The 25,866-nt window shown below is 69.9% G+C and carries 24 protein-coding genes and 1 pseudogene; 23 read left to right on the forward strand and 2 right to left on the reverse strand.

Features of this window, described 5'->3' with window-relative positions:
• Positions 1-79 precede the first annotated feature (79 nt).
• Entirely contained in the window at positions 80-1,042 is a 963-nt protein-coding gene (locus MED15_RS10380) for a serine hydrolase (RefSeq protein WP_112585666.1), read from the reverse strand.
• Complete coding sequence (locus tag MED15_RS10385; protein ID WP_112585668.1) at positions 1,042-2,028, reverse strand: serine hydrolase; 987 nt, start codon at positions 2,026-2,028, stop codon at positions 1,042-1,044. Before MED15_RS10385 ends, MED15_RS10380 begins: the two co-directional genes overlap by 1 nt.
• Positions 2,029-2,399: 371 nt before the next feature.
• Between MED15_RS10385 and paaA the strand changes: the two genes are divergently transcribed.
• The 23 genes and pseudogenes from paaA (at position 2,400) to nuoL (ending at position 25,830) form a co-directional block, all read left to right on the forward strand.
• Complete coding sequence (gene paaA / locus MED15_RS10390) at positions 2,400-3,476, forward strand: 1,2-phenylacetyl-CoA epoxidase subunit PaaA (protein WP_112585670.1); 1,077 nt, start codon at positions 2,400-2,402, stop codon at positions 3,474-3,476.
• Entirely contained in the window at positions 3,473-3,757 is a 285-nt protein-coding gene (paaB, locus tag MED15_RS10395) for a 1,2-phenylacetyl-CoA epoxidase subunit PaaB (protein ID WP_091395615.1), read from the forward strand. The genes paaA and paaB overlap by 4 nt, the downstream gene beginning before the upstream one ends.
• 43 nt (positions 3,758-3,800) lie before the next feature.
• Positions 3,801-4,526 (forward strand): 1,2-phenylacetyl-CoA epoxidase subunit PaaC, encoded by a 726-nt coding sequence (gene paaC / locus MED15_RS10400; RefSeq protein ID WP_112585672.1) that lies wholly within the window; start codon positions 3,801-3,803, stop codon positions 4,524-4,526.
• A gap of 23 nt (positions 4,527-4,549) precedes the next feature.
• The gene (gene paaD, locus MED15_RS10405; RefSeq protein ID WP_112735679.1) at positions 4,550-5,044 is read left to right on the forward strand and encodes a 1,2-phenylacetyl-CoA epoxidase subunit PaaD; all 495 of its coding nucleotides are present in this window, start codon (positions 4,550-4,552) and stop codon (positions 5,042-5,044) included.
• The gene (gene paaE, locus MED15_RS10410; protein ID WP_112700003.1) at positions 5,041-6,150 is read left to right on the forward strand and encodes a 1,2-phenylacetyl-CoA epoxidase subunit PaaE; all 1,110 of its coding nucleotides are present in this window, start codon (positions 5,041-5,043) and stop codon (positions 6,148-6,150) included. Before paaD ends, paaE begins: the two co-directional genes overlap by 4 nt.
• Complete coding sequence (locus tag MED15_RS10415) at positions 6,147-6,548, forward strand: hypothetical protein (protein ID WP_112585676.1); 402 nt, start codon at positions 6,147-6,149, stop codon at positions 6,546-6,548. Before paaE ends, MED15_RS10415 begins: the two co-directional genes overlap by 4 nt.
• A 75-nt stretch (positions 6,549-6,623) precedes the next feature.
• Positions 6,624-7,814 (forward strand): cyclic dehypoxanthinyl futalosine synthase, encoded by a 1,191-nt coding sequence (mqnC, locus tag MED15_RS10420; protein ID WP_112585678.1) that lies wholly within the window; start codon positions 6,624-6,626, stop codon positions 7,812-7,814.
• 374 nt (positions 7,815-8,188) lie between these two features.
• Positions 8,189-9,253 (forward strand): annotated as a pseudogene (locus tag MED15_RS34160) (cell wall anchor protein); the annotation flags it as partial.
• 771 nt (positions 9,254-10,024) lie between these two features.
• Positions 10,025-10,735, forward strand: coding sequence for a demethylmenaquinone methyltransferase (locus MED15_RS10430; protein WP_091395591.1), 711 nt, complete (start codon positions 10,025-10,027; stop codon positions 10,733-10,735).
• Between the two features lie 86 nt (positions 10,736-10,821).
• On the forward strand, positions 10,822-11,046 hold the full coding sequence (locus tag MED15_RS10435; protein WP_091395588.1) for a hypothetical protein: 225 nt from the start codon (positions 10,822-10,824) through the stop codon (positions 11,044-11,046).
• Between the two features lie 139 nt (positions 11,047-11,185).
• Positions 11,186-12,463 (forward strand): geranylgeranyl reductase family protein, encoded by a 1,278-nt coding sequence (locus MED15_RS10440; RefSeq protein WP_112585680.1) that lies wholly within the window; start codon positions 11,186-11,188, stop codon positions 12,461-12,463.
• 135 nt (positions 12,464-12,598) lie between these two features.
• Positions 12,599-12,964, forward strand: coding sequence for an NADH-quinone oxidoreductase subunit A (locus MED15_RS10445; protein WP_007454588.1), 366 nt, complete (start codon positions 12,599-12,601; stop codon positions 12,962-12,964).
• Positions 12,965-12,978: 14 nt separating this feature from the next.
• Positions 12,979-13,656 (forward strand): NuoB/complex I 20 kDa subunit family protein, encoded by a 678-nt coding sequence (locus MED15_RS10450; RefSeq protein WP_030486262.1) that lies wholly within the window; start codon positions 12,979-12,981, stop codon positions 13,654-13,656.
• A complete protein-coding gene (locus tag MED15_RS10455; RefSeq protein WP_112735456.1) occupies positions 13,653-14,390 on the forward strand; it encodes an NADH-quinone oxidoreductase subunit C in 738 nt (245 codons plus the stop codon). Before MED15_RS10450 ends, MED15_RS10455 begins: the two co-directional genes overlap by 4 nt.
• Before the next feature lie 55 nt (positions 14,391-14,445).
• A complete protein-coding gene (locus tag MED15_RS10460) occupies positions 14,446-15,771 on the forward strand; it encodes an NADH-quinone oxidoreductase subunit D (protein ID WP_112585684.1) in 1,326 nt (441 codons plus the stop codon).
• Between the two features lie 52 nt (positions 15,772-15,823).
• On the forward strand, positions 15,824-16,996 hold the full coding sequence (nuoE, locus tag MED15_RS10465) for an NADH-quinone oxidoreductase subunit NuoE (protein WP_112735458.1): 1,173 nt from the start codon (positions 15,824-15,826) through the stop codon (positions 16,994-16,996).
• Positions 16,993-18,309, forward strand: coding sequence for an NADH-quinone oxidoreductase subunit NuoF (gene nuoF / locus MED15_RS10470; RefSeq protein WP_112735460.1), 1,317 nt, complete (start codon positions 16,993-16,995; stop codon positions 18,307-18,309). Before nuoE ends, nuoF begins: the two co-directional genes overlap by 4 nt.
• Entirely contained in the window at positions 18,309-20,816 is a 2,508-nt protein-coding gene (locus MED15_RS10475; protein ID WP_112735462.1) for an NADH-quinone oxidoreductase subunit G, read from the forward strand. Before nuoF ends, MED15_RS10475 begins: the two co-directional genes overlap by 1 nt.
• Positions 20,813-22,165: an NADH-quinone oxidoreductase subunit NuoH gene (nuoH, locus tag MED15_RS10480; protein WP_112585692.1), complete on the forward strand. Its 1,353-nt coding sequence runs from the start codon at positions 20,813-20,815 to the stop codon at positions 22,163-22,165. The genes MED15_RS10475 and nuoH overlap by 4 nt, the downstream gene beginning before the upstream one ends.
• A 1-nt stretch (position 22,166) precedes the next feature.
• Positions 22,167-22,808, forward strand: coding sequence for an NADH-quinone oxidoreductase subunit NuoI (nuoI, locus tag MED15_RS10485; RefSeq protein ID WP_112585694.1), 642 nt, complete (start codon positions 22,167-22,169; stop codon positions 22,806-22,808).
• The gene (locus MED15_RS10490) at positions 22,805-23,575 is read left to right on the forward strand and encodes an NADH-quinone oxidoreductase subunit J (protein ID WP_091395559.1); all 771 of its coding nucleotides are present in this window, start codon (positions 22,805-22,807) and stop codon (positions 23,573-23,575) included. The genes nuoI and MED15_RS10490 overlap by 4 nt, the downstream gene beginning before the upstream one ends.
• Positions 23,575-23,892, forward strand: a complete 318-nt coding sequence (nuoK, locus tag MED15_RS10495) for an NADH-quinone oxidoreductase subunit NuoK (protein WP_091395556.1) — start codon at positions 23,575-23,577, stop codon at positions 23,890-23,892. Before MED15_RS10490 ends, nuoK begins: the two co-directional genes overlap by 1 nt.
• A 12-nt stretch (positions 23,893-23,904) precedes the next feature.
• Positions 23,905-25,830 (forward strand): NADH-quinone oxidoreductase subunit L, encoded by a 1,926-nt coding sequence (gene nuoL, locus MED15_RS10500; protein WP_091395553.1) that lies wholly within the window; start codon positions 23,905-23,907, stop codon positions 25,828-25,830.
• Positions 25,831-25,866: the final 36 nt, after the last annotated feature.

Below are 25,866 nucleotides of genomic sequence, written 5' to 3' on the forward strand. Positions count from 1 at the left end.
GGCCCGTCAGTACGCCGGGCCGGCAAATCCAGGCCCGCCAAAACCTCGGGCCAGAGCGGCCGGCGGCGGCCTGAGGGGCTCAGGTGCCGGGGCGGAGCAGTGCCTCGGTGATCTTCTCGCAGTTCTTCATGCCGTAGTCGTAGCCCATGTTGATCGGGTACTTGACCATCACGCCCATCGTCCAGGTGTCACCGATGGCCAGGCAGTTGATGTGCATCTCCTGCTCCCTGGTCCGGTCGATCCACCCGTTCTTGATGGCGATCTTCTTCTGCTCGGCCGCCGGGAAGGCCTTGCGGATACCGAAGTCGCCGGCACCGCGAACCAGCTTCATCTCGTTGAGCAGCCATTTGGTCCACTTCGGCCCGGCGGCGGTGCCGGTGACGATGCAGTTGCCCATCCGGGCGGTGTCCCGGGGGGAGAGCGCCGTCCGGCTCCAGCCGCGGTCGGGGGCGACGCTGCTGTCGGTCAGCTTGCACATGGAGATGAGCCGCTTGATCGAGGCGTCCCGGTCGACCTGGTTGTAGAACTGTTCGGCCCGGGTGTTGTCGCTGTCCCGGATGATCCGCGTCGCGTCGGCGAGCTTGGCGTCGCTCGGGGTCTGGCCGGCGTCGGCGGCGCGACGCAGGTAGTCGGCGACGATCCAGGCCTTGATCATCGAGGCCGTCGTGCTGGTTTCGCCCATGTTCTTCGAACCGATGATCTTTCCGGTTCGGCGGTCGAGGACGCTCCAGGAGTACCAGCCCTTGATGTCCAGATCGAGGTTCTTCGCCACGAAGGGCAGCGGCTCCAGCGACGGGCTGGGGCTCGGTGACGGCGAGGAGGGCTGGCGGGCGCTGCGGTCGGTGCCGGCGCCGGTGGGGCGGTCGCTGGTGCCGGAGCCCGCGTCGCCCCACTTGGCCGCGGCGGACGACTCGAACGGTGACCCGGGCAGCAGCCGTAGCGACACCAGGACCAGCCCGATCAGGATGACCGCGACGGCGATCAGTCGAATCGGGGAGGCCTCGCCGCCGTTGCGGCGCTCGCCCCGACGGTTGCCGGCCATCAGAGCTTTCCGACCGGCTGCTGCGGCACCTTGAGGGCGGCGCCCGGCTGCGGGGTGACCAGTTGGGTGGCCACACTGGCGCAGACCTTCGCGCCGTAGTCCAGACCGGTCCTGATCGGGTAGCGCAGCATCACTGCGAGACTCCACTTGCTGGTGACGGCGAGGCAGTTGACGTGCCAGTTGCCGTCGCCGTAGATGGGGGTCCAGCCGTTCTTCATGCTGACCGGCCCCTGAGCGGTGATCGACTTGGGTAGACCGTCGATGATCCCCCAGCGGCCACCACCGGACGAGGTCCGCTGGTCCTTGGCCGCGGTGGTGCCCTTGACCTTGCTCATCTGGTCCAGCACCCACTTGGTCCATTTCGGGCCGGCGGCCTTACCGTCGGCGATGCAGTCGCCGACCCGGGCCGCGTCGCGGGGGGACATCCGGGTGAAGCTCCAGTAGCCGGTGTACGGCTTGACGTTGCCGCGCTTGGTGTCGGTCAGCCCGCAGATCTTGATCGCTCGTTGGATCACCGCGTCGGGGACGCTGCTCGACGAGGGCTTGTAGGAGCCACCCGCAGCGGCGTGGATCTTGTTGGCCGCTCCGTCGTTGCTGTCGACGATGGCGAGTCGAGCCATCTCCTTCATCGCTGCGGGCGGCTCCTTGTCGCCGAGCTGCCGCAGGTAGTCGGAGACGATCCACGCCTTGATCATCGATTCGGTGGAGCTGGTCGCTGTCATGTTCGGCGACCCGGAGATCTTGCCCGTCTTCCGGTCCAGCAGAGCCCACGAGAAGAACTCACCCTTGAAGCTCACCGACACCGGGCCGGCGGCCAGGGTGGGCGGCGGTGGTGGGGTGGGCGCGGGCGCGGCGACGCTCGACGTACCTCCTCCGCCGCCTCCGCCGCTGTCGCTGGCGAGGCGGGCGTACGCGGTGGGGACCAGTAGGACGCCGCCGAGCACGACCGCCGTGATGGCGAGCACCAGGGTCACGCGAGATCGCATGAGTGGGTGAACTCCAGGTGTCAGGGCCGGGGGGACCGGCTTGTCGTCGGGACGAATCGGGTGCGATCGCCGAGGCCGGGGGAGGTGGCCTCTGTGGAGATGTCGATGTCGGCAGCCGATCGGTTGTCCGGCAGAAGTCTACGTCCGGACCGGCAGACCGCCAGGGTTCGACACTAGGCAACCTGCGATAAAGACGGGATATGGGGTCGGTATGAGGTTTTTGCAGGGATTCACCTTTGTTTCGTGGCCTAGGTCACGGCGCCATGACGGTGTCCAAGTAGCGCAAAGCACTCATCCGCTCACAGATGGGATGCGCGGATTCCTGTTACACCCCCTGGTGCAACGTGGCGCAAGCTGTAACACTTAGCCTCATGTATGGCAACGACTTCTCCGCCCCGGACGGCGCCACCGACGAGGCGCCCGGCGGCCTGCTGGGCGAGGTCGAGGCCGCCGAGGCCGAGCTGCGGGCAGCGGCGGCGCGCGGGCGGCGTGGCGGGCCCGCGCCGGACGAGGACCTGGCGGCGTACTTCGCCGAGGTGGTCGACGCCGAGCAGAAGATCGAGCCCCGCGACTGGATGCCCGACGCGTACCGGCGGACGCTGATCCGGCAGATCGCCCAGCACGCCCACTCCGAGATCATTGGCATGCAGCCGGAGGGCAACTGGATCAGTCGGGCGCCGTCGCTCAAGCGCAAGGCGATCCTGCTGGCCAAGGTGCAGGACGAGGCGGGTCACGGCCTCTACCTCTACGCCGCCGCCGAGACCCTCGGCATCAGCCGCGACGAGCTGGTCCAACTGCTGCTCGACGGTCGCCAGAAGTACAGCTCGATCTTCAACTACCCCACCCTGAGCTGGGCCGACGTGGGCGCCATCGGGTGGTTGGTGGACGGTGCGGCGATCGTCAACCAGGTCCCGCTCTGCCGCTGCTCGTACGGCCCGTACGCCCGCGCGATGATCCGGGTCTGCAAGGAGGAGTCGTTCCACCAGCGGCAGGGCTACGAGATCCTGCACACCCTGGCACACGGCACCCCCGCGCAGCAGGCGATGGCCCAGGACGCCGTGGACCGTTGGTGGTACCCGTCGCTGGCCATGTTCGGTCCGCCGGACGGCGACTCCACGCACTCCGCCCAGTCGATGGCCTGGAAGATCAAGCGCTTCTCGAACGACGATCTGCGCCAACGCTTCGTCGACATGTGCGTCCAGCAGGCCGAGATCCTCGGGCTGCGCATCCCCGACGCGGACCTGCGCTGGAACGACGAGCGGCAGGCGTACGACTACACCCAGCCGGACTATGACGAGCTGATGCAGGTGATCTCCGGCAACGGGCCGTGCAACCGGGAGCGGATGGCCCACCGCCGGGCCGCGCACGCCGACGGCACCTGGGTACGCGAGGCCGCCGCGGCATACGCCGCGAAGCGGGCGGGACAGAAGGAGACGGTCGCAGCATGACGCAACACACCCCGCTCTGGGAGGTCTTCGTGCGGGCGCGGCGCGGGCTGTCGCACACGCACGTCGGCAGCCTGCACGCCCCCGACGCCGAGCTTGCCCTGCGCAACGCCCGCGACCTCTACACCCGTCGCCAGGAGGGCGTGTCGATCTGGGTGGTGCCGGCCGGTGCGATCACCGCGTCCAGCCCGGACGAGAAGGACGCCTTCTTCGACCCGGCCGCCGACAAGGTCTACCGCCATCCCACCTTCTACGAGGTGCCGGACGGGGTGGCCCACCTGTGAACGAGCGGAGCGAACGAACCAGGCAGCGCAGCGAGGTGACGGCGTGAACGGGCCCTTCGACTTCACCCTCGCTCTCGCCGACGACGCGTTGATCGCGGCCCAGCGGCTGGCCGAGTGGACCACCCGCGCGCCGGAGATGGAAGAGGACATCGCGTTGGCCAACATCGCCCTCGACCAGCTCGGCGCGGCGCGCCTGCTGCTGTCGTACGCGGGCGAGCTGGAGGGCGCCGGCCGTGACGAGGACGCGCTGGCGTACCTGCGCGACGACCGCGAGTTCCGCAACGCGCTAGTGGTCGAGCTGCCCAACGACGACTTCGCGGTGACGATGGCGAAGCTGTTCTTCCTGGCGGCGTACCAACTGCCGTTGTACACGGCGCTGGCCGGCTGCGCGGACGAGCGGTTGGCCGCGATCGGCGCGAAGGCGCGCAAGGAGTCGGCGTACCACCTGGACCATGGCGCGCTGTGGGTGAAGCGGCTCGGTGACGGCACCGAGGAGTCGCATCGTCGGATGCAGGCGGCCGTCGACCAGGTGTGGCCGTACACCCACGAGTTGTTCGCCGCGGACCCGGCGGCGCCGGTCGACCCGGCCACAGTGCGGCCGGCGTTCGACGAGGTCGTCGGCCCGGTGCTGGCCGAGGCGACGCTCACCCAGCCGGACAGTGCCTGGGCCCCGGCCGGTGGGCGGGCCGGTGTGCACACCGAGCACCTGGCCTACCTGCTCGCCGAGATGCAGGTGCTGCACCGCGCCCACCCCGGAGCGAAGTGGTGAGCGCGAGGAGCGCGAGCCCCACGATCGCGAACGGCACCGGCAGGGCGAGCGCACAGGAAGCCGCCGCGAGCGTGGTGGACCCGGAGATCCGGGTCATCACCATCGACGAGCTGGGCATCCTGCGGGCGGTCGAGGAGGATCCGGCCAGCGGGCGGGTCACCGTCACCATCACCCCGACCTACACCGGCTGCCCGGCGATGGACGTGATCCGGGCCGACATCCGCCGCGCGCTCACCGCTGCCGGCCACCCGGACGCGGAGGTCCGGACCGTCTACAGCCCACCGTGGAGCACCGACTGGATCTCCGAGGGTGGGCGGGCCAAGCTCGCCGCCGCCGGGATCGCCCCGCCGGCCCCGGTGCGCACCGCCGGCGTCGTGTCGCTGACGCTCGCGGTCCGCTGCCCACAGTGCAGTTCACCGGAGACCGAGCAGGTCAGCCGGTTCGGCTCCACCGCGTGCAAGGCGCTGTGGCGGTGCCGTTCCTGCTCCGAACCCTTCGACCACCTGAAGGCGCTGTGACTGTCACCATCACCCGCCCGGTTCGCCGCCGGCCGGTCTTCCACCCGTTGTCCGTCGCCGCCGTCGACCGGCTCACCGACGACTCCGTGGCGGTTACCTTCGCCGTACCCGAGGAACTGCGGGAGACCTTCGCGTTCCGCGCCGGTCAGCACCTCACCGTGCGGCGAGCCGCGGAGGACGGCACTGACGTGCGCCGGTCGTACTCGATCTGCTCCACCCCGGACGACCTGGCCCGGCACGGCCGGCTGCGGATCGGGGTGCGGGAGATCCCCGGCGGCGCCTTCTCGGCGTTCGCGTGCGGGGCGCTGCGCGGTGGCGACACCGTCGAGGTGCTGCCGCCGCTGGGCACCTTCACCACGGCGTTCGCGCCGGACCGGGTGCGGCACTACGGCGCTGTCGTCGCCGGCTCCGGCATCACGCCGGTGCTCGGGCTGGTCGCGACCGCCCTGGCCGTCGAGCCGGCCAGCACCTTCACCCTGGTGTACGGCAACCGCACGGCGAACAGTGTGATGTTCGCCGAGGAGTTGGCCGACCTGAAGGACCGTCACCCCACCCGGCTGCACCTGGTGCACGTCCTCTCCCGGGAACAGGGCGAGTCGCCGCTGCTCTCCGGTCGGATCGACGCCGAGCGGCTGGGCCGGTTGCTGGGCACCATCGTGCCGGGCGACCTGATCGAGGAGTGGTTCCTCTGCGGCCCGTACGGCATGGTGGTCGACGTCCGGGACGTGCTGACCGCACGCGGGCTGTCCGAGTCGGCGGTGCACACCGAGCTGTTCCACGTCGACACGCCACCGGAGCCGGTGCGCCGACCCGTCGACCAGGCGGGCGCCGGGGCCGAGGTGACCATCGTGCTGGACGGCCGGTCGTCGAGCTTCACGATGGGTCGCGAGGAACGGGTGCTGGACGCCGCGCTGAAGGTGCGGGGTGAGCTGCCGTACGCCTGCAAGGGTGGCGTCTGCTCGACCTGCAAGGCGAAGGTCGTCGACGGCGCGGTCACCATGGCCCGCAACTACGCGTTGGAGCCCGACGAGCTGGCCGCCGGCTACGTGCTGACCTGCCAGTCCAGCCCGACCACCGACAAGCTCACCGTCGACTACGACGCATGACGACGCCGAACGACCGGGAGTTCGTCGAGCGGTTCGCCGAGGTCACCGGGGGACGGCTTCCGACCAGCTACGCGGAGGGGTGGGAGCAGTTCGTCGGGTTCTGTGAGGAGGGCTATCACGACGTTCTCGACGAGTACTGGTTCGACCTCAGCATCCGCGACGCCATCGAGCGGATGCTGAACGACCCACGGTTGTTCGGATTTCCGCAGATGGGGTGGGTCCGGGAGCGGATCGAGGCGGCGGACGAGCGGTTCCGGGCGGTGCTCTCCGAGCAGCCGATGCCGTGGGGCTCCGAGGGGTCGTGGTGGCAGGCGCACGTGCCGGCGTGGGCGGGGCCGGAGTTCGCGGCGGAGCTGCGGGACACCTACGGCATACACGTCGAGGTACGCGAGAGCTGACGGCGGCTGTGGGACGTGCCGCACCCCGCCGGGGTCCGGCGGTCGAGTCGGGTGGGCCGACGTAGGCTCGGGGGTGTGACGGTGAGCCGGGAGATCGACGACATCCTGCAGCGCGGCGCGGACGGCGGGCGGATCACGCCCGAGGAGGCGCTGCTGCTCTACACCGAGGCGCCCTTCCACGCGTTGGGCGAGGCGGCGGACGCGGTGCGTCGGCGACGCTACCCGGACAACGTCGTCACCTACCTGATCGACCGCAACATCAACTACACGAACGTCTGCGTGACGGCGTGCAAGTTCTGCGCGTTCTACCGGGCGCCCAAGCACAAGGAAGGGTGGACCCACCCGACCGAGGAGATCCTTCGCCGGTGCGGCGAGGCGGTCGAGCTGGGCGCCACCCAGGTGATGCTCCAGGGCGGGCACCACCCGGACTACGGCGTGGAGTACTACGAGGAGCTGTTCTCCTCGGTCAAGCAGGCGTACCCGCAGCTGGTCATCCACTCGATCGGCCCCAGCGAGATCCTGCACATGGCCAAGGTCTCCGGGGTGAGCCTGGACGAGGCCATCGCCCGGATCAAGACCGCCGGCCTGGACTCGATCGCCGGCGCCGGCGCGGAGATGCTGCCCGAGCGGCCCCGTAAGGCCATCGCCCCCCTCAAGGAGTCGGGCGAACGCTGGTTGGAGGTCATGGAGCTGGCCCACCGGCAGGGCATCGAGTCGACAGCCACCATGATGATGGGCACCGGCGAGACGCACGCCGAGCGGATCGAGCACCTGCGCATGATCCGTGACGTGCAGGACCGCACCCGCGGTTTCCGGTCCTTCATCCCGTGGACGTACCAGCCGGAGAACAACCACCTCAAGGGCCGCACCCAGGCGACCACCTTGGAATACCTGCGCCTGGTCGCGGTGGCCCGGCTCTTCTTCGAGACCGTGCCGCACCTGCAGGCGTCCTGGTTGACCACCGGCAAGGACGTCGGACAGCTCTCGCTGCACATGGGCGTGGACGACCTCGGCTCGATCATGCTGGAGGAGAACGTCATCTCCTCCGCCGGCGCCCGGCACCGCTCCAACCTTCACGAGCTGATCGGCATGATCCGCTCCGCGGACCGGATCCCGGCGCAGCGCGACACCCTCTACAACCGGCTCGCCGTGCACCACACGCCGGCCGACGACCCGACCGACGAGCGGGTGGTCTCGCACTTCTCCTCGATCGCACTGCCCGGCGGTGGCGCGGGGAAGTCCCTGCCCCTGGTGGACGTCAGCTGACTGTCGAGACCCGGCCGTTCGGCTGATCGACGCTCATGCTCCCGCCGGATCACCCCGGCGGTACGGGTGGTCCCCGCCGCCGCAGCGTCAGCCTGTCCGGTACGGGGCTGGTGGAGATGATCGTCGGCGGCTAGCGTCCCGGCTCATATTCGTCACCACCGTCGACCGACGAGTCTGTCCTCCATCGGCCCGCTGCGGGTCGTTCATATAACGCACGGCAGTACGGGCGGGATGGGTGACCATCCCGCCCGTACTGTCTGCGCAGCTCGGGCCGGACGGATGAAAACGGCTCCGCCTGCTGGCGTGGAAGATCGGCCTCCGATAACGTCCGCTCGTTCCGCAACCATTCTTTCTTCCCTACCCCCGGGGGACTGATGACAGCGTTCCACCGCTCGACGCTGGTGCGCGCCAGTGTCGTGGCGCTGCTGGCGGCCGGCGGCATCGCCGCCGTGGCCGCTCCGGTGCTGGCGGCCGAGGAGGCCGATCTGGCCCTGGTGCCGCTCAGCTACAACCTGGCCAAGGGTGTGACGGAGGCCAAGAGCAAGCCGTTCAAGTTCTCGGTCGACAACACCCGGAGCAAGGAAGACGCCAAGGGTGTCAGTTACACGGTGGACACCAGCAAGCTGAAGACGAACAAGGTCCGGGTCGTGGTGCCCGACGGCTGCCGAGTGAACGGCAAGAAGTTCACCTGCCGCCTCGGCGACCTGGCCGCCGGCACCAGCGAGGACTTCGGTATCCCGATCTTCTCCACCGGTGGTAAGGGCGCCGCCGGCACTCTGGTGGTCACCATCCGCTCGGCCACCGAGGACCCCAACGAGGAAGACAACAAGGTCGAGCACGACATCACCGTCACCGAGCCCGGCTACGACCTGACCAGTTGGGTGCAGGACGTCAACGCGAACGTCGTGGTGAACGGCGTCAACGGCGACGACCCCGACCTTCGGCCGGTGCGGCCGGGCGAGACGGTGCCGGTCGACTGGGCGGTCTACAACGACGGCAGCCGTAAGGCCACCGGCCTCGCCTACGTGCTGACCCTGCCGGCGGGCGTCACCTTCGACACCCTGCCGGACACGTGTACCACGCAGACCTTCGGCGTCACTCAGGCGCTCTGCCAGGACGACGGCGCGGTGATCCGTCCCGGTGACTACTACACGGCGGACATCAAGGTGACCGTCGGCACTGACGTCACCGAGCCGGTGCTGCGGGTCGGCGAGCTGGTGGCGCACGGCCTGGACGTGGCAGCCGGCAAGCCCGAGGAGCAGCCGCGGCGGGCCAGCACCGCCCAGCGGAAGGCCTTCACCGAGATCGACGAGGGTGACAACCAGGCGATCTTCGACGTCTTCGTCGACCTGGCCGTCGAGCCGACGCCGACGCCCACGCCGACGGCCACCCCGACGGGGTCGCCAACGCCGACGCCGACGGTCACCCCGACCGGGTCACCGACGCCGACGCCGACGGTCACTCCGACGGAGACGCCGACGCCGACGGTCACTCCGACGCCGACGGTCACCCCGACCGAGACGCCGACGCCGACGGAGACGCCGACGCCGACGGTCACCCCGACGGAGACGCCGACCCCGACGGAGACGCCGACGGTCACGCCGACGCCGACGGTCACCCCGACCGAGACGCCGACCCCGACGCCGACGGTCACTCCGACGGAGACGCCCACGGCTACGCCGACCCCGACCGCAACGGAGACGCCGACTGTCACGCCGACCGCGACGGTCACCCCGACCGCGACGCCGCCGGTCACCCCGACCGCGACGGCCACGCCGACGCCGATCCCCAGCGGTACGACGACGCCGGGCACGACGGTCTCGCCGGGTGCCGGTGGCGGCTCCGCAGGTGGTGGCTCGGGCGGTGGCGGCCTGCCGGTTACCGGTGTGCAGGTCGGCCTGATCGGTGGCATCGGCGTGATCATCCTGCTGGTGGGTGGGGCGCTGCTGGTGCTCACCCGTCGCCGCAAGGTGGTCCTGGTCTCGCCGACCGACGAGAAGTCGACCGACTGACACAGGTGCCCTGACCAGCGGCGCGCAGGCGAGGCGCGACCGCGACGGGTGCGATGGTGACAGGCGTTCTGACCGAGGTGTCACGGTCGCGGGCACGGCGCGAGGGCGGGGTGGGCGACCACCCCGCCCTTTCGCGTACGGGCTACGTGCCGCCCACCCAGCGAACGTCGGTTGGCGGGCGGCTGGCAGAGTGAGGGGGTGAGCCGTACCCCGCAGGGCCAGCGCGCCAGTCTGGACAAGCAGCCGCACGAGGTCGCCGCGATGTTCGACGGCGTGGCAGAGCGTTACGACCTGACCAACACGGTGATCTCGCTGGGCCAGGATCGCTCCTGGCGCCGGTCCACCCGGGCGGCGCTCGGGCTGCGGCCGGGCGAGCGGGTGCTGGACGTGGGTGCGGGCACCGGCGTCTCGACGCGCGAGCTGGCCCAGTCCGGGGCGTACGCGGTCGGGGTCGACCTGTCACTCGGGATGCTGCACACCGGCAAGCGGGCCCGGCCCGAGGTGCCGCTGCTGGCGGGAGACGCGCTGCGGCTGCCGTTCGCCGACGCCAGCTTCGACGCGGTGACCATCTCCTTTGCGCTGCGCAACGTCAACGACACCGACGCGGCGTTGCGTGAGCTGGCCCGGGTGACCCGGCCGGGCGGCCGGCTGGTGGTCTGCGAGTTCAGCACCCCGGTCAACCCGGTCTTCCGGACGGTCTACCTGTCGTACCTGATGCGGTCGCTGCCGGCGGTGGCCCGCACGGTGTCGAGCAATCCCGAGGCGTACGTCTATCTCGCCGAGTCGGTCCGGGCCTGGCCGGCGCAGTCCGCGCTGGCCGGCCGGGTGGCCGCGGCCGGGTGGGGGCGCGTGGCGTGGCGCAACCTGACCGGTGGCGTGGTGGCCCTGCACCGGGGGATCCGCGAGTAGCCGGCGACCGGTACGGACAGCACGGACATTATTCAGGTTTCGTGAATATCGGTCTTTAGTCCACTTTGCCCCGTACGCTCGATCGCATGACCGGAGCAGACCCGGCGGACCCGGTGGCCGCCACCGACGACGACGCGGCCGAACTCATCTCCCAGTTGCGCGAGTTGGCCGGGGCCGACCCGGTGGAGGTTCGGCAGGTGGTCGCCGAGGTGTTGGCGGCACTGGACCGGGCGGCGGGTGGGGCCCTCCGCGAGCATCTACCGGAGACAATTCGGGTCGATGCGGGCCTGGACGCCTCCAGCCCGGCCTGACACCTGACCGCTGTGGACGGTGATGAGGTGTCACATCGGCGAGTTAGGTACCCCTGATCCTGCGCTGGTATGACGCCGGTCATACACTCGTCCCGTCTGGCTTGTGAAGCATTTCACGAGCGTGCGGGAGGAGGCGCGAATGACCGCGGTGGAACACGACGCCGACGTCATTGTCGTGGGCGCCGGTCCCGGTGGGTCAGCGACTGCGTACCACCTGGCCCGGCACGGCGTACGGGTGCTGTTGTTGGAGAAGACCGAGTTCCCCCGGGAGAAGGTCTGCGGCGACGGGTTGACCCCGCGCGCGGTGCGCCAGCTCATCCGGATGGGTGTGGACACCTCGCCCGAGGCGGGCTGGCTGCACAACCGCGGCCTGCGGGTCATCGGCGGCGGGGTGCGCCTCGAACTGGACTGGCCGGAGCTGGCCAGCTTCCCCAACTACGGTCTGGTGCGCACGCGCCTGGACTTCGACGACCTGCTCGCCCAGCGGGCGGTGGCCGCCGGCGCGAAACTGCGGACCAGCGTCAACGTGCTGGGCCCGGTGCTCGACGGCGACGGCCGCGTCACCGGCGTCGAGGCGGAGGTCGGGCCGGGCAAGGAGCCCACCACCTTCCACGCCCCGCTGGTCGTCGCGGCGGACGGCGTCTCCGGCCGATTCCCGCTCGCGCTGGGGCTGGCCAAGCGGGAGGACCGGCCGATCGGTGTGGCCGTCCGCCGCTACTACCGCTCGCCGGCCAAGCACGAGGACAACTACCTGGAGTCCTGGCTGGAGCTGCGCAGCAAGGACAGCGGCGACAACCTGCTGCCCGGGTACGGCTGGATCTTCGGCCTCGGTGACGGGCGGGTCAACGTCGGGCTCGGCGTGCTCAACTCGTCCTCGGCGTTCGGCAAGACCAACTACCGCCGGCTGCTCACCGACTGGCTCGCCAACACCCCGGAAGACTGGGGGATGACCGACGAGACCAACGCCGACGGCCCGATCCTCGGTGCCGCGCTGCCGATGGGCTTCAACCGGGTGCCCCACTACACCCGGGGCGTGCTGCTGGTCGGCGACTCGGGCGGCATGGTCAACCCGTTCAACGGTGAGGGCATCGCGTACGCGATGGAGTCCGGCGAACTGGCCGCGGAGGTCATGGTCCAGGCCCTCGCCCGCCCGGCCGGCCCGGAACGCGAGCGCGCGCTGCTGGCGTACCCGAACGAGCTGAAGGCCCGGCTCGGCGGCTACTACCGACTGGGCGGCATCTTCGTGAAACTGATCGGCCGCCCCGAGATCATGCGGATCGCCACCAAACACGGCATGCCGCACCCGACGCTGATGCGTTTCGTCCTCAAGCTGTTGGCCAACCTGACCGACCCGCGCGGCGGGGACGCGATGGATCGGGTCATCAACGCGATGACGAAGGCCGCCCCAGCCGTATAAGTAGGACGGCATCGGCGCTGGTCACGGCGCCGATGCCGACAAAGATCGACCCCCGCCGACTGCCACTGCGAGGGACGTGAATAGTGTGATTTTTGTCAAGCACCGAGGGCAGGGAAGGACGAGCAGGAGAAAACGATGTCGCTCTCGCCTTACGCACCGATCATCGGGCTGTTCGCCCTCGCCGCGGCGTTCTCGCTGTTTTCCGTTGGCGCCGCCCGCTTCGCCGGTCCCCGTCGCTACAACAAGGCCAAACTCGAGGCTTACGAGTGCGGCATCGAGCCCAGCCCGCAGCCGGTCGGCGGCGGGCGGTTCCCGATCAAGTTCTACCTGACGGCGATGCTCTTCATCGTCTTCGACATCGAGATCATCTTCCTCTACCCCTGGGCGGTCTCGTTCGACGCTCTGCCGATCTTCGGCTTCGTGGAGATGGTCCTGTTCATCGTCGCGGTCTTCGTTGCGTACGCCTACGTGTGGCGGCGCGGCGGCCTGGACTGGGACTGAGGAAGGAACGTCAGATGGGCATCGAGGAGAAGCTTCCCGCCGGCGTCCTGCTCACCTCGGTGGAGAAGCTGGTCAACTGGTCTCGGAAGTCGTCCGTGTGGGGCGCCACCTTCGGCCTGGCCTGCTGCGCCATCGAGATGATGGCCGCCGGTGGTCCGCACTACGACATGGGCCGCTGGGGCATGGAGGTCTTCCGGGCGTCGCCCCGGCAGGCCGACCTGATGATCGTGGCCGGCCGGGTGAGTCAGAAGATGGCCCCGGTGCTGCGCCAGATCTACGACCAGATGGCCGAGCCGCGCTGGGTGCTCTCGATGGGCGTCTGCGCCAGCAGCGGCGGCATGTTCAACAACTACGCGATCGTGCAGGGCGTCGACCACGTGGTGCCGGTCGACATGTACCTGCCCGGCTGCCCGCCCCGGCCGGAGATGCTCATCGACGCGATCCTCAAGCTCCGCGAGAAGATCATGTATGAGCCGCTGGGCCCGAACGGCCGCAAGATGCTGGCGGCCCGCCAGGAGCGCGGCGACGTTCCGGTCGTGCCCTACGGCTCGATGCCCTCCTCGTACCGCAGCGACAAGGCCCGGCGTGCCGAGTGGACCCGGGCGGTCCGCGAGGGCCGCGAGGAGCAGCTGCGCATCGAGAACTGGATGAACGCTCAGAACCACCTCCACCCGCAGGCAGGCCCGAAATGACGTCACCCACGGACAAGCCAAACGACGGCGGAGTGCCGCTGCCGGTGGTGCCGGCTGGCGCCACCAGTGGTGCCCCCGCCGAATACCCGCCGGCCAGCCCGGCGGGTCGCGGGATGTTCGGCAACCAGGGCACCGGCGACGTGTCCGGCTACGGCGGCCTGGTCCGCCAGCGCCAGCCCATCGAGGAGGCGTCCCGGCCGTACGGGGGCTACTTCGACGAGGTCCGCGACGCGCTGGAGGAGGCGTACCCGGCCTTCAACGACGCGATCGAGAAGGTCGTGGTCGACCGGGGTGAGCTGACCCTGCACGTACGCCCGGAGCGGATCGCCGAGGTGTGCCAGGTGATGCGGGACGACCTGGCGCTGCGGTTCGAGCTGTGCTCCTCGGTGTCCGGTGCGGACTACCTCGGTGCCGACGAGCGCCGGTTGCACGTGGTCTACCTGCTCACCTCGATGACGTACCGGCGGCGGGTCCGGCTGGAGGCCGCGGTCTCCGTCGAGGCCCCGCACCTGCCCAGCGTGACCGCCATCTACCCGACGGCGGACTGGCAGGAGCGCGAGGCGTACGACATGTTCGGCATCGTCTTCGACGGCCACCCCAACCTGACCCGGATCCTCATGCCGGACGACTGGGAGGGCCACCCGCAGCGCAAGGACTACCCGCTCGGCGGCGTCCCCATCGAGTACAAGGGCGCGGAGATCCAGCCGCCGAACGAGCGGAGGTCGTACCAGTGAGCGCGAGGAGTGCAGCGGAGCGGAGCCCCGCAGTCGCGATCGGAGGGCCGGCACTGTGACGACGTCGAACTACGCCAGCGAGCGCGAAACCGACGAGGGTCGGGTCTTCACCGTCACCGGTGGGGACTGGGACACGATCGTCTCGGGCACCGACCCGATCAACGATGAGCGGATCGTGGTCAACATGGGTCCGCAGCACCCGTCCACGCACGGGGTGCTGCGGCTGATCCTGGAGTTGGAGGGCGAGACGGTCCGCGAGGCCCGCTCGGTCATCGGCTACCTGCACACCGGCATCGAGAAGAACCTCGAATACCGCAACTGGGTCCAGGGTTCGACGTTCGTGACCCGGATGGACTACCTCGCCCCGATCTTCAACGAGACGGCGTACGCCCTCGCGGTCGAGAAGCTGCTCGGCATCACCGACGACATCACCGAGCGGGCCACCACGATCCGCGTGCTGATGATGGAGCTCAACCGGATCTCGTCGCACCTGGTCTGGTTGGCCACCACCGGCATGGAGCTGGGCGCGATCTCGATCATGCTGTACGGCTTCCGCGAGCGGGAGTACATCCTCGACATCTTCGAGACCATCACCGGCCTGCGGATGAACCACGCGTACGTGCGGCCGGGCGGTGTGGCGCAGGACGTGCCGGACGAGGCGATCGTCAAGATCCGCGAGTTCCTCAAGATGATGCCGAAGAAGCTCAAGGAGTACGAGGACCTCCTCTCCGGTCAGCCGATCTGGACCGAGCGGACGAAGAACGTCGCGGTGCTCGACGTCACCGGCTGCGTGGCCCTCGGCATCACCGGCCCGGTGCTGCGCTCCGCCGGCCTCGCCTGGGACCTGCGCAAGACCATGCCGTACTGCGGCTACGAGACGTACGAGTTCGACGTTCCGACCCACCCCGACGGCGACGTGTGGGGTCGCTACCAGGTCCGGCTCGCCGAGATCCGGGAGTCGATGAAGCTGGTCGAGCAGGCGCTGGACCGGCTCCGTCCGGGCCCGGTGATGGTCGCCGACCGCAAGATCGCCTGGCCGGCGCAGCTCGCCATCGGCGTGGACGGCATGGGCAACTCGCTGGAGCACGTCGCGAAGATCATGGGTCAGTCGATGGAGTCGCTGATCCACCACTTCAAGCTGGTGACCGAGGGCTTCCGGGTCCCGCCCGGCCAGGTGTACGTCGCCATCGAGGCGCCCCGCGGCGAGCTGGGCGTCCACGCGGTCTCCGACGGTGGCACCCGGCCCTACCGGGTGCACTACCGGGAGCCGAGCTTCGTCAACCTGCAGGCCCTCCCGGCGATGGCCGAGGGCGGTCTGATCGCCGACGTGATCGCCGGCGGCGCCTCGTTGGACCCGGTGATGGGCGGGTGTGACAGGTGAGTGCGAGGAGTGAGCTTGCGAGCCCCGCAGTCGCGAACGGAAGGCGGCTCTGATGACGACGACTTTCACTGACGAGACCCGGGAGCGGGCGCGCGAGATCATCGCCCGTTACCCGGCGGACCGGTCCCGCTCGGCGTTGCTGCCGCTGCTGCACCTGGTGCAGGCCGAAGAGGGGTACGTCTCCCCGGCCGGGGTCGCGTTCTGCGCCGAGGTGCTGGGGCTGAACAAGGCCCAGGTCGGCGCGGTGGCCACCTTCTACACGATGTACAAGCGCAAGCCGACCGGTGACTTCCTGGTCAGCGTCTGCACCAACACCATGTGCAACGTGCTCGGCGGCCAGGAGGTCTACGACACCCTCGCCGAGCACCTGGGCGTCGGGCACGACGAGACCACAGCGGACGGCACGATCACGCTGGAGCACGCCGAGTGCCTGGCGGCGTGCGACTACGGCCCGGTGATGACCGTCAACTACGACTTCTTCGACGGCGTGGACGCCTCCACCGCTGTCGGTGTGGTCGACGAGCTGCGGGCCGGCGGGCGGCCGATGCCGACCCGGGGTGCCCGGCTCTGCACGCTCAAGGAGATGGCGGTGCAGCTCGCCGGTTTCGCCGACGAGCGCGACGGCGCGGTCGCCGACGGCGGGCCGGGGGAGCCCACCCTGCGCGGGCTGCGGCTGGCCCAGCAGCACGGCGTCTCGGTGCCGGGCTTCGACCCGAACACCCCGATCCGCAGCAAGGCCGAGGCCGACAAGGCCGCCGCCGAGGCGAAGGCGAAGGCGGAGGCTGCCAAGCCGGCGCCCGTCGAGGCCAGCACGGCGCCGGTCAAGGGTGGCGACGGCGCATCCGCTCCGACGGGGGCGGCCGGGGTCGCCGAGCCGGCGAAGCCGGAGGCCGCCAGTGGCAGCACCACCCGGGACGTCAAGGCACCGGACGACAAGTCGCCGCAGGTGCGTACCGCCGAGACCCGGCAGCCGGACGCGGGCACGGCGGTGCCGGACGCCCCCGGCACGAAGGTCCCGGCGGACGACTCCGGCACCGCGCCCGAGGCTGGCGACGCGCGGGCGGCCGAGGCCGCCGGCGTGGCGGCCAACGCGCCGGCCGGCGACGGCAAGCCCGCCGGCGACGAGGCCGGGGCGCAGGAGCGCAACCTCACCGAAGCGAAGGCTGGGACGGACGCCGACGGCGCCGGCCCGGCGGACGCGAACGAAACGGGGGCCCAGAAGTGACCACTCCCCGCCCGGAGACGCTGGCCAAGCTGACGCCGGTGCTGACCAAGCGCTGGCTGTCGCCGGACGCCTGGCAGATCGGCACGTACGAGCAGCTGGACGGCTACGCCGCGCTGCGCAAGGCGCTCAAGGCGCACCCGGACGACCTGATCCAGCTGATCAAGGACTCCGGGCTGCGGGGCCGAGGTGGCGCCGGCTTCCCCACCGGCCTCAAGTGGGGCTTCATCCCGCAGGGCGACGGCAAGCCGCACTACCTGGTGGTCAACGCCGACGAGGGCGAGCCGGGCACCTGCAAGGACCTGCCGCTGATGACCCACGACCCGCACGCGCTGGTCGAGGGCGTCATCATCGCGTCGTACGCGATCCGGGCCGCCCGCGCCTACATCTACATCCGGGGCGAGGCGGTGCACGCCGCGCGTCGGCTGCGCAACGCGGTCCAGGAGGCGTACGACAAGGGTTACCTGGGCCGGAACATCCTGCACAGTGGCTACGACCTGGAGCTGGTGGTGCACTCCGGCGCCGGGGCGTACATCTGCGGCGAGGAGACGGCGCTGCTGGACTCCCTGGAGGGGTTCCGGGGTCAGCCCCGGCTGCGCCCGCCGTTCCCGGCCACCCACGGCCTGTACGCGAGCCCGACGGTGGTGAACAACGTCGGCACCATCGCCAGCGTGCCGCCGATCGTGCTCGGTGGGGCCGACTGGTGGAAGAGCATGGGCACCGAGAAGTCCTCCGGGCCGATGATCTACTCGCTGTCCGGCCGGGTCGCCAACCCGGGCCAGTACGAGTGCTCGATGGGTGTCACGCTGCGCGAGCTGCTGGAACTGGCCGGTGGCATGCAGCCCGGCCACAACCTGCGGTTCTGGACCCCGGGCGGCTCGTCCACCCCGCTGCTCGCCGCTGAGCACCTGGACGTGCCACTGGACTTCGAGGGGGTGGCGGCGGCCGGCTCCATCCTGGGCACCACGGCCACCCAGATCTTCTCCGACCAGGACTGCCCGGTCTACGCGACGTACCGGTGGCTGGAGTTCTACCACCACGAGTCGTGCGGCAAGTGCACCCCGTGCCGTGAGGGCAACTACTGGATGGTCCGGGTCTACCGGCGGATCCTCGCCGGTCAGGGCACCCACGAAGACCTGGACACCCTGCTGGACACCTGCGACAACATCCTCGGCCGCTCGTTCTGCGGTCTGGGTGACGGCGCGACCAGCTCGGTGACCTCCTCGCTGCAGTACTTCAAGCAGGACTACCTCGACTACATCGAGGGTCGGACGGCACCCAAGCTGTCGGAGAAGACCCTGGTAGGGGCGCACTGATGACCGACGTAGCCAAGCAGACCGAGACTGTCACCCTCACCATCGACGGCGTCGAGGTCACCGCCCCCAAGGGGACGCTGCTGATCCGGGTCGCCGAGCAGATGGGCACCGAGATCCCCCGGTTCTGCGACCACCCGCTGCTGGCCCCGGCCGGCGCGTGCCGGCAGTGCCTGGTCGAGGTGGAGGGCCAGCGCAAGCCGGTCGCCTCCTGCACCCAGGCCGTCGCCGACGGCATGGTCGTGCGTACCCAGATCACCTCCCCGGTGGCCAAGAAGGCGCAGGAGGGGGTGATGGAGCTGCTGCTGCTCAACCACCCGCTGGACTGCCCGATGTGTGACAAGGGCGGCGAGTGCCCGCTCCAGAACCAGGCGATGTCCACCGGCCGCACCGACTCGCGCTTCCACGAGCACAAGCGGGAGTACGAGAAGCCGATGGCGATCAGCAGCCAGGTGCTGCTGGACCGCGAGCGTTGCGTGCTCTGCCAGCGGTGCACCCGGTTCTCCGAGGAGATCGCGGGCGACAAGTTCATCGACCTGATGGGCCGGTCGTCCGCCGAGGAGATCAACATCTACCGGGACGACGCCTACGGCGAAGAGGGCGACGCCGGCGACGTTCCGTTCAACTCCTACTTCTCCGGCAACACCGTGCAGATCTGCCCGGTGGGTGCGCTGACCGGTGCCCAGTACCGTTTCCGCGCCCGCCCGTTCGACCTGGTCTCCAGCCCGAGCGTCTGCGAGCACTGCTCGGCCGGCTGCGGGCAGCGCACCGACTGGCGGCGTGGCAAGGTGCTGCGCCGGTTGGCCGGCGACGAGCCGGCGGTGAACGAGGAGTGGAACTGCGACAAGGGTCGCTGGGGCTTCCAGTACACCCGGGCCGCCGACCGGCTGACCACTCCGCTGGTCCGCGACGAGCACACCGGTGAGCTGCGCGAGGCGTCCTGGAGTGAGGCGCTCACGGTTGCCGCCGAGGGGCTGCACATCGCCCGGGAGAGCGGGCAGGGCACTGCGGTGCTCACCGGCGGTCGGCTGACCGTCGAGGACGCGTACGCCTACGCCAAGTTCGCCCGGGTCGCGTTGAACACCAACGACATCGACTTCCGGGCCCGCCCGGTCTCCCGCGAGGAGGCCGACTTCCTGGCCAGCTCGGTCGCCGGGGTCACCGACGTCACCTACACCGACGTGGAGAACGCGCCGGCGGTGGTGCTGGTGGGCCTGGAGCCCGAGGAGGAGTGCCCGATCCTCTTCCTGCGGCTGCGCAAGGCGTACCTGAAGAAGACCCTGACGGTGTACGCGCTGGCGCCCTTCGCCACCCGCGGCCTGGAGAAGCTCGGTGCCAAGCTGGCGCGGGTGGTGCCGGGCGAGGAGGCCAGCGTGCTCGCCGAGCACGCCACGGTCAGCGAGGCGCTCAGCGCACCGGGCGCGATCCTGATCGTCGGCGAGCGGTTGGCCACCGTGCCGGGTGGGCTCTCCGCGGCGGCCGACGTGGCCCGGCGTACCGGCGCGAAGCTGGCCTGGGTGCCGCGGCGCGCGGGTGACCGTGGCGCTGTCGACGCGGGCTGCCTGCCCAACCTGCTCCCCGGTGGACGCCTGGTCACCGAGCCGGCCGCCCGGGCCGAGCTGGGTGAGGCGTGGGACATCCCGGCCGGGGTGATCCCGAGCCAGGCCGGGCGGGACACCGACGGCATCCTGACCGCGGCCGCCAACGGGCAGCTCGGCGCGCTGGTCGTCGGTGGTGTCGACCCGGCCGACCTGGCCGACCCGCGACTTGCCGAGTCCGCCCTGGACGCGGTGCCGTTCCTGGTCAGCCTCGAGCTGCGTGCCAGCGCGGTGACCCGGCGGGCCAACGTGGTGCTTCCGGTCGCCCCGGTGGCCGAGAGGGCCGGAAGCTTCCTGGACTGGGAGGGCCGGCTGCGCCCGTTCGAGGCGGTGCTGAACACCGCCGCGATGACCGACGGTCGGGTGCTCGACGCGCTGGCCGCGCTGCTCGACGTACGCCTCGGCACTGCCGACGTGCTGAGCGTGCGTCGTGAGCTGGCCACGCTGCCGGCGACGCGGCTGTCGCGGCCGGCCGCGCCGTCTGTCGCACCGGGCCGGGTGCCGCAGCCGAACGCCGGGGAGGCCGTGCTGGCCACCTGGCACCAGCTGGTGGACCTCGGCACCCTGACCGAGGGCGACGAGAACCTCGCCGGGACCGCCCGTCCGCCGGTGGTCCGGCTGGGTAAGGGCACCGCCGAGGCGCTCGGTGTGGTCGACGGTGACGCGGTCACTGTCGGCACCGACCGTGGGGCGCTGACCCTGCCGGCGGAACTCACCGAGATGCCGGACGGCGTGGTCTGGCTGCCGACCAACTCACCCGGCTCGACCGTGCGGCGCAGCCTCGGGGCGACGTCCGGCGCGGTCGTCCGGATCTCCGTCCCCGCACCGGGTACGGCCATCCCGGCCGGACGCGTGGCGGCCGACGAGACCGGTCTCCCGGGTCCGCTCCTCAACTCCGGGGGTAACCAGTGAGTCCGATCTACCTGGCCCAGGATCCGACGCTGGCCGACTTCGGCCGGGATCCGTGGTGGCTGGTTCTCGGCAAGATTGTCTTCGCGTTCGCCTTCGGTCTGCTGGCCACCCTGCTCGGCGTCTGGTTCGAACGGCGCGTGGTCGGTTACATGCAGGTGCGGCCCGGCCCCAACCAGGTCGGCCCGTTCGGCCTGCTGCAGACCCTCGCCGACGGCCTGAAGATGGCCTTCAAGGAGGACATCCTGCCGAAGGCGGCCGACAAGGTCGTCTACTTCTTCGCCCCGACCATCTCGGTGATCTGCGCGGTCACCGCCCTGTCGGTGGTGCCGTTCGGCCCGATGGTGAGCATCTTCGGTCACCACACGCCGTTGCAGGTCACCGACGTGCCGGTGGCGGTGCTGCTGCTGCTCGCCTGTTCCTCGATGGGCGTCTACGGCATCGTGCTGGGCGGCTGGGCCTCCGGCTCGACGTACCCGCTGCTGGGTGGTCTCCGGTCGAGTGCCCAGATGATCTCCTACGAGGTCGCCATGGGGCTCAGCATCGTGGCGGTCTTCATGACCGCCGGCACGATGAGCACCAGCGGGATCGTCGCCGCTCAGGGCGACGGCACGCAGCTGACCGTCTTCGGCCAGACCATCCCGGCACCGGGCTGGTACGCGATCCTGCTGCTGCCGAGCTTCATCATCTTCTTCATCGCCACTGTGGGTGAGACCAACCGCGCGCCGTTCGACCTGCCCGAGGCCGAGTCCGAGCTGGTCGCCGGCTTCATGACCGAGTACAGCTCGCTGAAGTTCGCGCTCTTCATGCTCAGCGAGTACGTCGCGATGGTGACCATGTCCGCGGTCACCACCACGCTGTTCCTGGGCGGTTGGCGGGCACCCTGGCCGATCACCATCTGGGAGGGCGCCAACTCCGGTTGGTGGCCGATGCTCTGGTTCTTCGGCAAGGTGATCGCCCTGGTCTTCGTGTTCGTGTGGTTGCGTGGCACGCTGCCCCGGCTGCGGTACGACCAGTTCATGCGGCTCGGTTGGAAGGTGCTGCTGCCGATCAACCTGGTCTGGATCCTGGTCCTGTCGGGCCTGCGCTCCATCGAGGACTGGGACACCCGCGGCAAGGTGATCGCCGTCGGCATCCCGGCCGGCATCCTGCTGATCGCCACGATCTTCTGGCCCAGCCGGAAGCCGAAGCCGAAGCCGACGACGCAGGAACAGGTCGACAACCGGCCGCACGGGAGCTTCCCGCTGCCACCGATGGATCTTCAGGTACCACCGAGCCCGCGCATCACGCGCGTGGTCGCCGAGCGGGAGCCGGCCAACATCGTTGCCGGCTCGGACTCCAGGGAGGTGTGACGTGGGCGCGATCACCGGAACGTTCAAGGGATTCGGTGTCACCTTCTCGCACATGTTCAGGAAGGTCGTCACGACCGACTACCCGTTCAAGCCGCCGGTGTCGGCGCCGCGCTACCACGGGCGGCACATCCTCAACCGGCACCCGGACGGCCTGGAGAAGTGCATCGGCTGCGAGCTGTGCGCCTGGGCCTGCCCGGCGGACGCGATCTACGTCGAGGGTGGCGACAACACCGACGAGCAGCGCTTCTCGCCGGGTGAGCGGTACGCCAGCATCTACCAGATCAACTACGCCCGCTGCATCTTCTGCGGGCTGTGCATCGAGGCCTGCCCGACCCGGTCGCTCACCATGAGCAACGAGTACGAGTTGGCCCGGGACAACCGGCAGGACCTGATCTTCACGAAGGAGCAGTTGCTCGCGCCGTTGCTGGAGGGCATGGAGCAGCCTCCGCACCCGATGCGGCTGGGTGACAGCGAGAAGGACTACTACGTCGGCGCGCTGGACAACCCGGGCACCTCCGCCGGTGCGGAGACGTCCCCGATGGGCCCCGGCCGCTACCAGGTCGAGGAGCACCCCGGCGTGACGTTCCCCGGCGCCGAGCAGGCCGCCCAGCGCGTGGCGGCCGGCAAGGGAGAGGAAGCATGACCACGTCTACGGTGCTCGCCGCGGCGGGTTCGGTCTCCACCGGCGAGGCGGTCACCTTCTGGATCCTCGCCCCGCTCGCGCTGATCGGCGGGATCGGGATGGTGGCCGCGCGCAACGCCGTGCACTCGGCGCTGTGGCTGGTGCTGACAATGCTCTGCCTGGGCGTGTTCTACGTCCTCCAGGCCGGTCCGTTCATCGGCATGGTGCAGATCATCGTCTACACCGGCGCGATCATGATGCTCTTCCTCTTCGTGCTGATGCTGGTCGGTCGGGACTCCACGGACTCGCTGATCGAGACGCTGCGCGGCCAGCGGGTCGCCGCGATCGTGCTCGGTCTGGGCTTCGCCGGCCTGGTCGGCACCGGCCTCTACCAGGCACTGGACCGGACCAGCACGGCCGGTCTGGAGCAGGTCAACGCCGAGGGGAACGTGCAGGGCATCGCCCGGCTGCTGTTCACCAAGTACGTCTTCGCGTTCGAGCTGACCTCGGCGCTGCTGATCACCGCGGCGGTCGGTGCCATGGTGCTGGCCCACGTCGAGCGGCGCAAGCAGGACAAGATCGACCAGGTGTCGACCATGAAGGCACGCTTCGCCCCGGGTAACTACCCCGGCCCGAAGCCGGGCCCCGGCGTCTTCGCGACCTCCTCCTCGGTGGCCACCCCGGCCCGGCTGCCCGACGGCCGCCTGACCGACCGCAGCACCCCGGCGATCCTTCCGCAGCGCGAGCTGACCGCCGAGGAGACCTCGCTGAAGGGGACGGACAAGTAATGGAATCGTTCTTCTCGGTCGAGCCGACCTACTACCTCGTGCTCGCCGCGGTGCTGTTCACCATCGGCGCCGCCGGGGTGCTGGTCCGGCGCAACGCGATCGTGCTGTTCATGTGCGTGGAGCTGATGCTCAACGCGGCCAACCTGACGCTGGTCACCTTCAGCCGGATCAACGGTGACCTCAACGGCCAGATCATGGCGTTCTTCGTGATGGTGGTGGCGGCGGCCGAGGTCGTGGTCGGGCTCGCGATCATCATGTCCATCTTCCGGACGCGACGCTCGGCGAGTGTCGACGACGCCAACCTGCTCAAGTACTAGAGGGGTCCACCGGTGGAAGAGACTGTGGAATACGCCCAGGCCACGGGGCTGCTTGGGGGCGTCTGGCTGCTGGTGGCGATCCCGCTGGTCAGCGCGGCCATCCTGCTGCTGCTCGGCCGCCGGGCCGACCGCTGGGGGCACTGGTTGGGCGTCGCCGCCATCGGCGCCGCGTTCGTGCTCGGCCTGAGCTTCTTCTTCCAGCTGCGTGGCCTGGAGAACAAGTCGGTCGAGCTGAGCCTCTGGGACTTCATCGCTGTCGGTGATCTGCGCGTCGACTTCGGCCTGCTCTTCGACCCGCTGGCCGCGGTCTTCGTACTGCTGATCACCGGGGTGGGTTTCCTGATCCACCTGTACGCGGTGGAGTACATGTCGCACGACGCGGGCCGTCGTCGGTTCTTCGCGTACTTCAACCTGTTCGTCGCGGCGATGCTGCTGCTGGTGCTCGGCAACAACTACGTGATGCTGTACTTCGGCTGGGAGGGCGTCGGTCTGGCGTCGTACCTGCTGATCTCCTTCTGGACCGAGCGGCCGAGCGCGGCCACCGCCGGCAAGAAGGCGTTCCTGATGAACCGGGTCGGCGACGCCGGTCTGGCCATCGGCATCTTCATCATGTTCGCCACCCTGGGCACCACCCAGTACGACGAGGTGTTCAACGGTGTCGGCGCGCTGACCGGCACCACAGTGCTGGTCCTCGGCCTGTTGCTGCTGCTCGGGGCGGCCGGCAAGTCCGGCCAGTTCCCGCTCCAGGCGTGGTTGCCGGACGCTATGGAGGGCCCGACCCCGGTGTCGGCGCTCATCCACGCCGCCACCATGGTCACCGCGGGCGTCTACCTGATCGCCCGGTCCAACCCGATCTTCTCGGCCAACTCGACGCTGCAACTCGTGGTGGTCAGCGTCGGCGCGCTCACCCTGCTGATCGGCTGCATCATCGGTGCGGCCAAGGACGACATCAAGCGGGTGCTCGCCTGGTCGACGGTGAGCCAGATCGGCTACATGTTCCTCGGTGTCGGCCTCGGCGGCGCGGCGTACGCGCTGGCCATCGTGCACCTGCTGGCGCACGGCTTCTTCAAGGCCAACATGTTCCTGGGCGCCGGTTCGGTCATGCACGGAATGAAGGACCAGGTCGACATCCGCCGCTTCGGTGGGCTGTCCAAGTACATGAAGATCACCTGGTTGACCTTCATGATGGGCTGGCTGGCCATCATCGGCATGTTCCCCTTCTCCGGCTTCTTCTCCAAGGAGCCGATCATCGTGGCCGCCTTCGAGCGGGAGGACTGGACCGCCTGGCTCTTCGGCGGTGCGGCACTGCTCGGCGCCGGGCTCACCGCGTTCTACATGACGCGGCTGTTCGTGCTCACGTTCCACGGCCCGCAGCGGTGGACCGAGGACATCGAGCACCCGCATGAGTCGCCCAAGCTGATGACCATCCCGCTGATCCTGCTGGCGGTCGGGTCGGTCGGCGCAGGCTTCCTGCTCGCCACGTCCGTCCCGGACTGGCTGACGGAGACCGCCGGGCTGGGCGGCGAGCACGCGGAGCACGCGGCGGTCCTCTCGCACACCGTGATCACCATCCTGTCGCTGCTGGTCACCGTGCTCGGTGCCGGGCTCGCCTGGTTCCTGTTCCGGGCCGGCACGGCCACCGCGCCGCAGCCGGCCGGGGTGCTGGTCACCGCCGCCCGGCGCAACCTCTACACCGACACGGTCAACGAGGCGGTCTTCGAGAAGCCGGGCATCTTCCTCACCCGGGCGCTGGTGTACCTCGACAACCGGGGCATCGACGGGCTCGTCAACGGGCTCGCCGCCGCGGTCGGCGGGGGCTCGGGTCGCCTCCGTCGGATGCAGACCGGCTTTGTCCGCTCGTACGCCACCTCGATCCTGGCCGGTGCGCTGCTGGTGATGGCGGCGTTCCTGGCGGTGCAGGCGGGGTGGTTGGCGTGATCAACCTCTTTCCGGCCGCCCCCGCCGGCGGACCAC

Source organism: Micromonospora noduli (assembly GCF_003264475.1).
Lineage (GTDB): Bacteria > Actinomycetota > Actinomycetes > Mycobacteriales > Micromonosporaceae > Micromonospora > Micromonospora noduli.